Source organism: Yersinia similis, from assembly GCF_001053095.1.
GTDB classification, from domain to species: Bacteria; Pseudomonadota; Gammaproteobacteria; order Enterobacterales; family Enterobacteriaceae; genus Yersinia; species Yersinia similis.
In genome coordinates, this window is the sequence record NZ_CGBP01000002.1 from 51,606 (window position 1) to 64,776 (window position 13,171).

The window sequence follows — 13,171 nt, forward strand, 5'->3', positions numbered from 1 at the left end:
ATTATTTGCTTTCGGAAGAGTGATTAAAATGGATCACACTACGGATAGATTTACCCTCATGCATTAAATCAAAGGCTTCGTTGATTTGATCCAGCGCCATGGTGTGGGTAATGAAATCGTTCAACGCGAATTTACCGTCCAGATATTGCTGCACAATGCCCGGTAATTCTGAGCGGCCTTTGACGCCACCAAATGCCGAACCCCGCCATACGCGGCCAGTAACCAATTGGAACGGGCGGGTTGAAATTTCTTCACCGGCACCGGCAACACCAATAATTACCGACTCACCCCAACCTTTGTGGCAGCACTCTAATGCTGAACGCATAACATTGACGTTACCAATGCATTCAAATGAGAAATCTACACCGCCATCGGTCAGTTCAACGATCACTTCCTGAATAGGTTTATCATAGTCTTTCGGGTTGATCAGGTCTGTCGCACCCAATTTGCGGGCCAGCTCGAACTTGCTGGTATTGAGATCGATACCAATAATTCGGCTGGCCCCTGCCATTTGTGCGCCAATCACAGCCGATAAACCGATACCGCCAAGGCCGAAGATCGCGACGGTATCGCCTGGTTTAACTTTCGCTGTATTCATCACTGCACCCATCCCAGTGGTGACGCCGCAGCCTAGCAGGCACACTTCTTCCAACGGGGCTTCTTTATTGATTTTCGCTAGTGATATTTCCGGTACAACAGTCAGTTCTGAGAAGGTTGATGTGCCCATGTAGTGGAAGATGGGCTGACCATTTTTAGAGAAGCGGGTGGTGCCATCAGGCATCAAACCTTTACCCTGAGTGCTTCGGATTGCCTGGCACAGGTTGGTTTTGCCGGAGCGGCAGTATTTGCACTCGCCACACTCTGGCGTGTACAGCGGAATGACGTGATCCCCTACGGCAACACTGGTGACACCTTCGCCAATGGCTTCAACAATCCCACCGCCTTCATGACCTAAAATGGCCGGGAATACGCCTTCAGGATCGGCCCCCGAAAGGGTATAAGCGTCAGTGTGACAAACGCCACTGGCGACAATCCGCACTAACACTTCGCCTTTCTGTGGTGGCATCAAATCAACTTCTTCAACGGATAGCGGCTGGTTTGGCCCCCATGCGACAGCGGCGCGGGTTTTAATCATCTCCATGGTGTTGCTCCTATAGCTTCTGTGTAATGAGTGTTATATAAATATATTCTTTATGTATCAAATATGTTGATAGCAGTTGTTCGGGATCATTAGACCATTACACATAGCGGAAATATATGTATAGATTATGGTCGAACAGATACCGTCCACCAGATCAATCAAGGTATTTCAACGTGCTCGATAATCAGCTCTTTTAATGCGCGGACATTAGGGCTGAAGGCATCTTTACGCCAAATAAGCCAGGTTGCCGTGTGGGCAATATCCTGAGGTAATGGATGAACTTGCACCCGCTCATGGCCCTGTAGCAGTGTAAGGACTGATAGAGGGATGAGGGCCAGCCCGGCACCACTAGCGACGCAGGCCAGCATCGCATGATAGGACTGAATTTCCATGATATGCCCCGGTAATACACCCGCTTGTCGAAACCAGCTTTCCAACCGTAGCCGGTAAGAGCAACTGGGACGAAAAGCAAACAGCGTTTCGTCGACGGCATCGTGGGCTTGCAGTATAGGGGGGCGTTCAAGACAGGAAATGATCACCAGTTGTTCGTCAAAAGAGCGGCAGCCGTGTAACTCATCGTGCTGTACCGGACCATCGACCAACGCTGTTGCCAGTGTACCCGCGCGGACTTGTTCAATAATTTCACCTGAGGTCCCGGTAATCAGCGACAACGATACCTTAGGGTAGCGCTGGTGGTAGGCCGCGAGCAAATTAGGTAAGCGGGTGGCGGCTGTGCTTTCCATTGAACCCAACGGGAAGTTGCCCGCTGGTTCGCCTGCGTGGGTAATGCTCATAGCTTCTTCGCTTAGCGCCAAAATACGGTTGGCATAACAGAGAAAATTATGGCCCATCGGTGATAAACGCAGGCGCTGTTTTTCACGAATAAACAAATCAGCCCCTAGCTCTAGTTCAAGCTGGCGCAGACGTGTAGTGATATTTGAAGGAACTCGGTGCATTTGCTCCGCTGCTCGGGCAACGGAGCCGGTCTCCGCTACACAACAAAACATGCGTAGCTGGGTCAGATTCATAGATGTTCTCTTTTTGTGATGAACTTAATGATTCTTATTCATTTTTTGTGATTCTAATGCTCAGGCATGATGTTAGCAACTTTCTTTTAACAGACGGGTGAAATACCCAATCACCCGTAACGGGTAGGCAGGCAGATGGCATTAAGAATTGCATTGAGTGGTTTTTTGGCATTGGTGGTAGCAATGGGTATTGGTCGTTTTGCTTTTACGCCACAAGTGCCACTGATGATTGCAGAGCATCAATTCACGTTGACTGGTGCGGGTTTGGTGGCGGCATTCAATTATTTGGGCTATCTGTTCGGTGCCTTTGATGCCATGAGAGCCAGCCGTCATGTTGAGCGTCGGTTATGGTTGGGGCTATGGGGTGCCGCATTGCTTACATTATTATCGGCGGTGGTGGTTGGGCCATGGTGGCATGGGTTGGTACGTTTTGCTATTGGCTGGGCCAGTGGCTGGTCGATGGTATTAATTGCTGCCTGGACCAACGAACGTTTGGCACATTTTGGCCGCCCGGCGCTCAGTGCCGCCGTATTTGCCGGGCCGGGGGCCGGTATATTCATTAGTGGCATGTTAGCCGTCGCTATCCATAGTTATGGCTTATCGGCTGCTGAAGCTTGGTGGGTTTATGGTGTATTGGCGCTGATTATCATTGCTTCAATCAGTATCAATCTGCCACGTGGCGGTGAGTTGCACCGGCCACAGGTCGCAACGGTGCCTTTGACATTAACACCAGCCTTGAAGCGACTGGTCTGGAGCTACAGTTTGGCGGGGTTTGGTTATATTTTACCCGCAACTTTTTTATCGCAGATGGCCAGCGCCCGTTTTCCTGATAGCCTGTTTGCGCAGTTTGTCTGGCCAGTCTTCGGTGGGGCGGCGGTCATCGGCATTACATTGGGCATTTTGACCCGCCATTGCCTGACATCACAAACCCGATTGGCATTGACGTTGTGGGTTCAGGCGTTGGGCGTGCTGTGCGCTGAATGGGTGCCGGGAGTGAGTGGATTGGCGCTGGGAGCATTGCTGACCGGAGGAGGCTTCCTCAGTGTGGTACAACTTTCGTTGCAACATGGGCGTGAACTGGCCCCAAAACATACCCGTTATATGGCCGGTTTACTCACCACCGGCTATGCCATAGGGCAATTAGTCGGCCCAATATTATCCGCAATTTCAACGACATTAACTCATCGCTTAGAGCCAGCGCTGTATGTGGCCGTGGTGGCACTGATTATTGCCGGCGGTCTGGTTATTAAAACTCCAGCACGTACCCAGGAAGCGCTTGCCAGTTGATGACGGCAGAGCAGATGCGAATATTTCATTACGATGATCAGTATTATTCGCTATGAAGAACCGGTCGAAATGAAGAACAATCACTGGATAATCATTTCGCTCTCAACTAGAGTGAGAGCGAAATTCGGATGTGACCCGCATCATGCTTGTCTTATCCGGATGCGTAAGCCCGTTGGAGAAAAGAATGTCATCGCTAAGTAAAGAAGCTGAGTTGGTTCATCAAGCGCTGCTGGCCCGTGGTCTTGAAACCCCGTTACGTAAACAAGAATTAGATGCCGAGACGCGCAAAACTCGGATTCAGGCTCATATGACGGAAGTCATGCATTTGCTGAATCTTGATTTAACCGACGATAGTCTGGCTGATACACCAAGACGCATTGCGAAGATGTATGTTGATGAGATTTTCTCCGGATTGGATTACGAAAATTTCCCTAAAATCACGCTGATTCAAAATAAAATGAAAGTTGATGAAATGGTAACGGTACGGGATATCACCCTGACCAGCACTTGCGAACATCATTTTGTGACGATTGATGGGAAAGCCACCGTCGCTTATATTCCGAAAGATAGTGTCATTGGGTTGTCAAAAATCAACCGTATCGTGCAGTTTTTTGCGCAGCGTCCGCAAGTACAGGAACGATTAACACAGCAGGTCCTGCTCGCATTACAAACCCTGTTGGGTACCAATAATGTCGCAGTTTCCATTGATGCAGTTCATTATTGCGTTAAAGCGCGTGGCATCCGTGATGCGACCAGCGCGACTACCACCACATCATTAGGTGGGTTATTTAAATCCAGTCAGAATACGCGCCAGGAATTTCTGCGTGCGGTTCGCCATCACGGCTGATTGGCTTTTTGCCAGAGGGCGGGCCTGTAGGCCCTCGTATACAGGATGTCGAGTATGCGTCAACGCATCGCAACGTTAGACATTGCGCGGGGGCTGGCCATTCTTGGCATTCTGCTGCTTAATATTAGTGCGTTTGGTTTGCCAAAGGCCGCTTATCTCAATCCAGCTTATCTTGGTCTTCCCTCATTATCAGATACCTGGACTTGGGCGATCCTCGATATTGTCGCACAGGTAAAGTTCCTTTCTATATTTGCCATGTTATTTGGTGCAGGCCTTGAGCTGTTACTTAAGCGTGGGAAAAGTTGGGTACGTGCCCGCCTTTCTTTATTGTTACTACTGGGGTTAATTCACGGCATCTTCTTCTGGGATGGGGATATTCTGTTGGCTTATAGTTTGATTGGCCTGGTGTGTTGGCGAATAATCCAAGATAGCAAAGATGCCGCCAGTTTATTACGCACCGGCGCGGTACTCTATTTGATCGGTGTCGCTGTGTTGTTGTTGCTGGGTTATATTACTCGCGGAGAACCGGGCCGTTTTTGGCTCCCAGGGCCTGCGGACCTGCAATATGAGCAATTTTGGAAGTTACAGGGTGGGGGAGAGGCCTGGAGGAATCGTCTGGGCCTGTTGTCATCCAACTTGATTGCTATTGGTGCGCAATATGGTTGGGAATTGGCAGGCTCCATGGTATTCGGCGCTGGGCTTATGCGTTGTGGCTGGCTGCGGGGGGAATTCAGTCTGCGTCACTACCGTAGGCTCGCACTCTTCCTGATATCGCTCTCATTGGTTATCCAAATACCCGGTGTTGCACTGCAAGTGTATGTCGGTTGGGATTACCGTTGGGCTGGCTTTTTGCTACAAGTGCCCAGAGAATTGGGGGCGCCGTTGCAGGCGATGGGGTATTTGGCGCTGCTGTATGGGTTCTGGCCAACATTATCCCGCTGGGCTATCAGCCATTGGTTGGCACAGGTTGGTCGTATGGCGCTGAGTAATTATTTATTACAGACATTGATTTGTACGCTGATTTTTTATCATTTCGGTTTATACCAGCAGCTCGATCGTTTGCAACTGTTAGCTGTCGTGCCACTGGTTTGGGTCTGTAATGTGATTTTTTCTCTGTTATGGTTACGCTATTTCACGCAAGGACCAGTGGAGTGGCTATGGCGTCGGTTAACCGCTTATGCCTGTGGTCACGAGTTACAAATACGTAACACTAAGCTCTGACAGAATCAAAAGAGAAAATGATGTTATGGGTTGCAAATATGTATGTAAACGTTTTCTTTTTGTAACATGTGTCACGCGGTAATATCCATAAACTGGAGAGAATAGGGCGCAGCCATATTTGGTCGCACCTAATACGTGCTTGGCTGTTTTTTGCAAGATAATGCTGTATCTACTTTGCGTTCGCTGGTGGGCTTTGATGACATTTCTATTGCTCGCTATAGCCGCCTTAATCTCACTGTAGTCTGTTATCCTTTTGTTTTTACAGAAACTCTGCCCACCAAACGCGTCTTGAAAGCTCCCCACTAAACCGGTCCTTAAAGCTAGCCATCATCCAACCGCCCCCGATATAACATACGGTTTTAAACTCGCCTTGGTACCGAGCCGTTCGATCACAATTTGTTGTGTTGCTCACTAGTTATCTATTTATTCTTGTTTAACCGGTTTCAATCCGTGATAAAATTCACAGTTTATTAACAACATCACATCTATGCTCTAGTACTTTTATACCTGAATGCGTCAATATGTCATTAGTTACCGGATAAAAAATAAGCGGTAGCGGGTTTTAGAAGAGCACTTTGCAGATGCGTGTTCCGCATAACATGGCAAGTCTGTAAATGGCATGGCTTTTGAATAATCAGGCGGTTTTTTCGGAGTGGAGTGAAGTCATGGACGATAGATATTCAGTTGCCAGTAGCTTTAGACGATACTTTTTTCGTTAAGGCATGGTGTTATCACCTTGTACTACCCTACATAAACCCGGAGATACAAATGAATAAGAAGGTTTTCACATTAGCGACTTTGGTTACCAGCATGATGATTGGCGCATACGCTCAAGCTGAAACCCGTATTGGTGTTACTATTTATAAATATGATGACAACTTTATGTCTGTGGTCCGCAAAGCCATTGAAAAAGACGCGAAAGCTTCCCCTGAGATCACTCTGCTGATGAATGACTCCCAGAATGACCAGTCCAAGCAAAATGATCAGATTGACGTATTGTTGGCTAAGGGCGTGAAAGCGTTGGCAATTAATCTGGTTGATCCCGCTGCTGCTCCAGTTGTAATTGATAAAGCACGTTCAAATGATGTTCCGATTGTATTTTATAACAAAGAACCGTCTCGCAAGGCATTGGATAGCTACGATAAGGCTTATTACGTCGGGACTGATTCAAAAGAGGCTGGCGTTATTCAGGGGGAACTGATCGCTAAAGATTGGCAAGCTAATCCAGAGTGGGACCTGAACAAAGACGGTAAAATTCAGTTTGTGTTGTTGAAAGGTGAACCGGGCCATCCAGATGCAGAGGCGCGTACTACTTATGTTATTAAGACCCTGAATGAAAAAGGCCTACCCACCCAACAATTGCAATTAGATTCCGCCATGTGGGATACCGCACAGGCTAAAGATAAGATGGATGCATGGCTGTCTGGCCCTAATGCAAATAAAATAGAAGTGGTTATTGCCAACAATGATGCGATGGCAATGGGTGCAATAGAAGCGCTGAAAGCACACAATAAAACCAGCATTCCAGTCTTTGGTGTCGATGCCTTACCAGAAGCGTTAGCGCTGGTTAAATCAGGCCAAATGGCGGGTACAGTGCTGAATGATGCCAATAATCAGGCGAAAGCGACCTTTGACTTGGCTAAGAATCTGGCGGCTGGCAAACCTGCAGCAGAAGGGACAACTTGGAAAATTGAGGACAGAATCGTACGTATTCCATACGTAGGTGTTGATAAAGATAATCTGGCTGAATTCACTAAATAACCACTGTGATAAGATATATTTATTAGGCAAAAATATATATCCAAAATTATTGGCCTACAGGAGAGCAACTCGCCCTCCTGTAGCGTCAAGTATTACGGGTATATACCGGGCGTCCAATACCGGGGCTGAAGGTTATCTGTTACATAGTTTCTTATTTTAAAAATTGCGCTGGTCTGGTGGTACTCCATATCACCAATAGGCAAGTAGCAGTTCTTAGCCAGGTATAATTATGGTCGATATTAATACAGCACAACCTCGTGACTGGTTACTGGAAATGAGCAATATTGATAAATCATTTCCAGGTGTGAAGGCGTTAGATAACGTTAATCTTAAAGTCCGGCCCTATTCGATCCATGCATTGATGGGCGAAAATGGAGCAGGTAAGTCAACGCTATTAAAATGCCTATTTGGTATCTATAAAAAAGATTCCGGAAGTATTATTTTCCAGGGACAAGAAATTGAATTTAAAAGTTCTAAAGAAGCGTTAGAACATGGTGTTTCTATGGTACATCAAGAATTAAACTTGGTGTTGCAACGTACAGTAATGGACAACATGTGGTTAGGGCGCTATCCAACCAAAGGCTTTTTTGTCGATCAAGATAAGATGTACAAAGATACCAAGGCCATCTTTGATGAATTAGATATTGATATTGATCCGCGCGATAAAGTAGCCATGTTATCGGTATCTCAGATGCAAATGATCGAGATCGCCAAGGCTTTTTCTTACAATGCAAAAATCGTCATTATGGATGAGCCAACCTCTTCACTAACAGAAAAAGAGGTGAACCATTTATTCACTATAATCCGAAAGTTAAAGGAGCGAGGCTGCGGTATCGTTTATATTTCTCACAAGATGGAAGAGATATTCCAACTGTGCGATGAAATTACTATTCTGCGGGATGGTCAGTGGATTACCACCCAGCCTTTGGAAGGTTTGACGATGGATCAGATCATTTCAATGATGGTCGGTCGCTCTCTGAGCCAACGTTTTCCTGATCGCCTGAATAAGCCCGGCGAAGTCATTCTTGAAGTAAAGAATCTGACCTCATTGCGTCAGCCTTCTATCCGCGATGTTTCCTTTGATTTACATAAAGGGGAAATTCTGGGAATTGCAGGTTTAGTAGGGGCTAAACGCACGGATATCGTTGAAACTTTATTTGGTATCCGCGAAAAAGTGACTGGCACTATTAAGCTGCATGGTAAGAGTATTAATAACAATAGTGCTAACGAAGCCATTAATCATGGTTTTGCCTTAGTGACAGAAGAGCGCCGTTCAACCGGGATTTACGCTTATCTCGATATCAGTTTTAACTCCCTTATCTCTAATATTCGTAACTACAAAAATAAATTTGGGCTGCTGGATAACTCCCGCATGAAAAGTGATACCCAATGGGTTATCGATGCCATGCGAGTAAAAACACCGGGCCATCGGACAAGTATTGGCTCTTTATCGGGGGGGAATCAGCAGAAGGTTATTATTGGCCGCTGGTTACTCACTCAGCCAGAAATATTAATGTTGGATGAGCCAACCCGAGGTATCGATGTTGGCGCTAAGTTTGAAATCTATCAGTTAATGGCTGAACTGGCGAAGAAAGACAAAGGGATTATTATTATCTCTTCTGAAATGCCTGAGTTATTGGGGATTACTGACAGAATACTGGTAATGAGTAACGGTCAGGTTGCGGGCATTGTTGATACCAAGCAAACCACGCAAAATGAAATATTACGCCTTGCATCCTTGCATCTCTAATCTAGTTGAAGGTTCTTATTATGAATGTGTTAAATAAGAAAGATATGCTCACTTACTTTAAAGAGAGCGGGATTTATGTGGTGTTGTTTGTGCTATTGGCAATTATTATTATCAAGGATCCGACATTTTTAAGTTTGATGAACTTAAGTAACATTCTGACTCAATCTTCGGTGCGTATTATTATCGCGTTAGGGGTCGCTGGCTTGATTGTTACCCAGGGCACGGATTTGTCCGCAGGTCGTCAGGTAGGGTTAGCCGCAGTGGTTGCTGCGACAATGTTACAATCAATGGATAACGTGAATAAAGTTTTCCCGGACTTGCAGACTGTACCTATTCCAGTGGTCATTCTAGTTGTCTGCCTGATTGGGGCGGTTATTGGTTTGATTAACGGTATAATTATTGCGTACCTGAATGTGACTCCATTTATTACCACATTGGGCACTATGATTATCGTTTATGGCGTTAACTCGTTGTATTACGATTTTGTCGGTGCTTCACCGGTTGCTGGTTTTGATCCGGCTTTTTCGACCTTTGCTCAAGGTTTTTTGCGGTTTGGTGATTTTAAACTGTCCTATATTACCTTTTACGCCTTAATAGCAATTATTTTTGTTTGGGTACTGTGGAATAAGACCCGTTTTGGTAAGAATATTTTTGCTATCGGCGGCAACCCGGAGGCGGCGAAAGTCTCTGGTGTGAATGTGCCATTGAATTTGATCATGATTTATGCGTTGTCGGGGGTGTTCTATGCCTTTGGCGGTATGCTGGAAGCAGGGCGTATCGGCAGTGCGACGAACAATCTCGGATTTATGTATGAGTTAGATGCGATAGCGGCCTGCGTGGTGGGTGGGGTGTCCTTCAGTGGTGGCGTCGGTACCGTGATTGGCGTGGTAACAGGGGTTATCATTTTCACCGTAATTAACTATGGGCTAACGTATATCGGTGTAAACCCGTACTGGCAATACATTATCAAGGGCGGGATTATCATCTTTGCGGTTGCGTTGGATTCACTGAAGTATGCGAAGAAGAAATAACCGGTTGTTGTTCGTAAAAGCACTATTAACCCAGGTGTACTGTTAGTTCAGAGGTACAACTATTTCAGGTATATCACTATTTCAGACATACAATTACGTCAGGAATAAAGTAAAAGCCAGTCAGGGCGATAGCCCGACTGGCTGAGGTTAATTATAGGCTGTTCTCTAGATCGGTTATCGGAAGTTTTATCGCCCTTCGAGACGCTTCATTGGTTTTGTTGTTTCTTTTCTGCCAACCGGCGCTCCAGTTCGACTAACTGCTCTGGTGTTACCGCTGGGTAACCTTGTGCGTCATCTGGTATCACATGTACTGCCGGAATGGGAATCAATGGACCAAGGAAGCGAGGTTCCCGCTTAAGAATATAGAGGTCAGACAGGGCACCAAGGCGCGCAAAAATCTCCCGTACTCGCACGCTGAGCATATTTTTCGGTGAAGGTACTGCAAAGCATTGTGCTTGAATGCCCATGTACATGGCGATAAATAACGCCCGTTCACAGTGAAAGCGTTGGGTGATAATGATGAAATCATTGGTATCAAAGACTTTACGAGTTCGCACGATGGAGTCTAGAGTGCGAAAACCTGCATAGTCCAGCACGATATCTGCGGGAGCAACACCCGCAGCGATCAGGTCGCGGCGCATGGTCATTGGTTCGTTATAACTATGCTGGGCATTATCACCACTGAGTAATAAATAGCTGATCTTACCGCTGTTATAGGCGTTTATTGCCCCCTGAATGCGGTATCGATAAAACTGATTAATGCCACCGGTACGAAAATATTTCGCTGTACCTAATACTACACCGACCTGACGATGAGGCAGTTCCTGTAGTTCATCGTAGATAAAAGGCGCAGTTTTCCAGCTGATCCAGCGATCGAGCGCAATAGCTGTCACCATCAGTAATCCAATGATGATAATTAAGCTAATAATCAGGCGTTTCCACATTCTCTGGCCTTTGGTTTGTGCAACTTACTGGCGATATTGGCAAGGCTACTTTACCTGCCTATGCTGTGCAAGACGTGCAGACAGTTTCTTTCCTTGGCATGAGAGTTATTTATAAAAACACTTTATTGATAAAAGTGATTCATTAATAAACGCATGTGCTTTTGGGTTACAAGTGACTTTTTGTTCAAAGTTATTCTTATTAAAAGTGATTCCGGTAGAAGAACGGTGTGGGGTAGCATTTGAGTACCCGGCCTGCGGTATATAGCACAGGCCGGGTTATACTCAAAACGAGGTGCGTTTATAGCTACGGTACTGTGGTTGCCAATAATTGTGCTCAATGGCTTTAGCCAACGCTTCTTCCGAAGTCACAATAGCGACACCTTGTAACTGAGCGGCTTGACCGACTCGCATTGCGATAGCTTTCGATACCGCCTGAATATCATCGATATTAGGCAGTAAGGCCCCTTCGCCATGGAGTGCGAGCGGCGAGCTCTCTGCTAATGCCCGGCTAGCAGCCATTAACATGCCATCAGTGACACGGCTCGCACCAGATGCCAATACACCCAAGCCGATACCGGGGAAGATGTAAGAGTTATTGCATTGAGCAATAGGATACTGTTTTTCTTTATAACTGACTGGTGGGAATGGGCTACCTGTAGCAACCAGTGCCGCGCCATCGGTCCAGTTAATAATATCTTCTGGCCGGGCTTCAACCCGTGACGTTGGGTTAGACAATGGCATGACGATAGGTCGGGCGCAGTGGCTGTGCATTTCACGGATCAACTCTTCAGTAAACAGCCCTGGTTGACCTGAAACCCCAATGAGTACGGTTGGTTTGGCATTACGGACTACATCGAGCAATGAAATCGCATCATTGTGCAGATTCCAGTGGTGTAGGGCGTCACTTTTTTGTACCAATTTACTTTGGAAATCTAGCAAGTTAGGCAGTTTATCTGTCAGCAGACCAAAGCGGTCAACCATAAAGATCCGCTCTCGGGCCTGTATTTCGCTTAAGCCCTCTGACATCATCTGAGCAATGATCTGTTCGGCAATACCACAACCAGCAGAACCCGCACCAAGGAAAGTTACTGTTTGGTCGCGCAGTTGGCTGCCCGCAGCATGGCTGGCGGCAATCAGGCTACCCAGAGTGACCGCTGCGGTCCCCTGTATATCATCATTGAAACAACATAATTCATCGCGATAGCGGTTTAGCAGCGGGGTGGCATTTTTCTGAGCAAAATCTTCAAACTGCAACAAGACATTTGGCCAACGACGTTTTACCGCCTGAATAAATTCATCAACAAATGCATAGTACTCATCACCGGAGATTCGTGGATGACGCCAGCCCATATACAGTGGGTCATTCAACCGTTGCGGGTTATTCGTCCCAACATCGAGAACTACGGGCAAAGTGTAGGCCGGGCTGATGCCGCCGCATGCGGTGTACAACGATAATTTACCTATTGGGATGCCCATACCGCCGATACCTTGGTCGCCAAGGCCTAGAATACGTTCACCATCAGTGACGACAATAACCTTAACATTTTGTTTGGTGGCATTTTGTAGCATGTCATCAATGTGTTCGCGGTTCGGATAGGAAATAAATAATCCACGTGCGCGGCGATAAATATCAGAAAAGTGCTCACACGCTTCCCCAACGGTTGGGGTGTAAATAATCGGCATCATCTCACTTAGGTGGGCTTCTAGCAGACGATAAAATAGCGTCTCATTGGTATCCTGAATATTGCGCAGATAAATATGCTTATCGTCGTCGTTTTTAAAATCCTGATACTGGCGGTAAGCCCGCTCTGCCTGCTCTTCAATGGTTTCAACCGCTTCTGGCAATAGGCCATGTAGGTTGAAATGATTACGCTCATCATTGGTAAAAGCACTGCCTTTATTGAGAAGTGGGAACTCCAGCAATATTGGGCCAGCGTAGGGGATGTACAGGGGGCGCTTACTTTCGTATTCAAGTTCCATGAGTTCTTACTCTTAAACGTTATCAAATAACAATTGTTACCCCCGATCCTAAAAGATAAGAAAAATATGTACAGCATTTGTTAGCAAATTATGACAATTGCCCGTAAAAGTGCGAGTTAACTTACAGATTTAATCGCTGGGAGGTAAAGTGCTGCATAATGTACGCGGGCAGCTACGCATT

The 13,171-nt window shown here is 46.4% G+C and carries 10 protein-coding genes; 6 read left to right on the forward strand and 4 right to left on the reverse strand.

Going from position 1 to position 13,171, the window contains the following annotated elements; all coding sequences use genetic code 11:
* Nucleotide 1: 1 nt before the first annotated feature.
* Together AC971_RS01865 and ptrR are read right to left on the reverse strand one after the other, a co-directional pair.
* The gene (locus tag AC971_RS01865) at nucleotides 2–1,141 is read right to left on the reverse strand and encodes an S-(hydroxymethyl)glutathione dehydrogenase/class III alcohol dehydrogenase (protein ID WP_025383439.1); all 1,140 of its coding nucleotides are present in this window, start codon (nucleotides 1,139–1,141) and stop codon (nucleotides 2–4) included.
* A gap of 158 nt (nucleotides 1,142–1,299) precedes the next feature.
* On the reverse strand, nucleotides 1,300–2,169 hold the full coding sequence (ptrR, locus tag AC971_RS01870) for a putrescine utilization regulator PtrR (protein WP_025383440.1): 870 nt from the start codon (nucleotides 2,167–2,169) through the stop codon (nucleotides 1,300–1,302).
* 135 nt (nucleotides 2,170–2,304) lie between these two features.
* Between ptrR and AC971_RS01875 the strand changes: the two genes are divergently transcribed.
* The 6 genes from AC971_RS01875 to mglC all read left to right on the forward strand — a co-directional run bounded on the left by AC971_RS01875 (nucleotide 2,305) and on the right by mglC (nucleotide 10,066).
* A complete protein-coding gene (locus AC971_RS01875; protein ID WP_025383441.1) occupies nucleotides 2,305–3,456 on the forward strand; it encodes a YbfB/YjiJ family MFS transporter in 1,152 nt (383 codons plus the stop codon).
* Between the two features lie 184 nt (nucleotides 3,457–3,640).
* Nucleotides 3,641–4,303 carry a GTP cyclohydrolase I FolE gene (folE, locus tag AC971_RS01880; protein ID WP_025383442.1) on the forward strand — a complete coding sequence of 221 codons (663 nt, stop codon included), beginning with the start codon at nucleotides 3,641–3,643 and terminating at the stop codon, nucleotides 4,301–4,303.
* Between the two features lie 54 nt (nucleotides 4,304–4,357).
* Nucleotides 4,358–5,524 carry a DUF418 domain-containing protein YeiB gene (gene yeiB, locus AC971_RS01885; protein WP_025383443.1) on the forward strand — a complete coding sequence of 389 codons (1,167 nt, stop codon included), beginning with the start codon at nucleotides 4,358–4,360 and terminating at the stop codon, nucleotides 5,522–5,524.
* Nucleotides 5,525–6,292: 768 nt separating this feature from the next.
* Nucleotides 6,293–7,285 (forward strand): galactose/glucose ABC transporter substrate-binding protein MglB, encoded by a 993-nt coding sequence (gene mglB, locus AC971_RS01890; protein WP_025383444.1) that lies wholly within the window; start codon nucleotides 6,293–6,295, stop codon nucleotides 7,283–7,285.
* 229 nt (nucleotides 7,286–7,514) lie between these two features.
* The gene (mglA, locus tag AC971_RS01895; protein ID WP_025383445.1) at nucleotides 7,515–9,035 is read left to right on the forward strand and encodes a galactose/methyl galactoside ABC transporter ATP-binding protein MglA; all 1,521 of its coding nucleotides are present in this window, start codon (nucleotides 7,515–7,517) and stop codon (nucleotides 9,033–9,035) included.
* A gap of 20 nt (nucleotides 9,036–9,055) precedes the next feature.
* Entirely contained in the window at nucleotides 9,056–10,066 is a 1,011-nt protein-coding gene (gene mglC / locus AC971_RS01900) for a galactose/methyl galactoside ABC transporter permease MglC (protein ID WP_025383446.1), read from the forward strand.
* Nucleotides 10,067–10,272: 206 nt separating this feature from the next.
* Here mglC and sanA read toward each other — a convergent pair whose 3' ends face one another.
* Together sanA and AC971_RS01910 are read right to left on the reverse strand one after the other, a co-directional pair.
* Nucleotides 10,273–11,010, reverse strand: a complete 738-nt coding sequence (gene sanA, locus AC971_RS01905; RefSeq protein WP_025383447.1) for an outer membrane permeability protein SanA — start codon at nucleotides 11,008–11,010, stop codon at nucleotides 10,273–10,275.
* Nucleotides 11,011–11,292: 282 nt separating this feature from the next.
* Entirely contained in the window at nucleotides 11,293–12,990 is a 1,698-nt protein-coding gene (locus AC971_RS01910; protein ID WP_025383448.1) for an NAD-dependent malic enzyme, read from the reverse strand.
* Nucleotides 12,991–13,171: the final 181 nt, after the last annotated feature.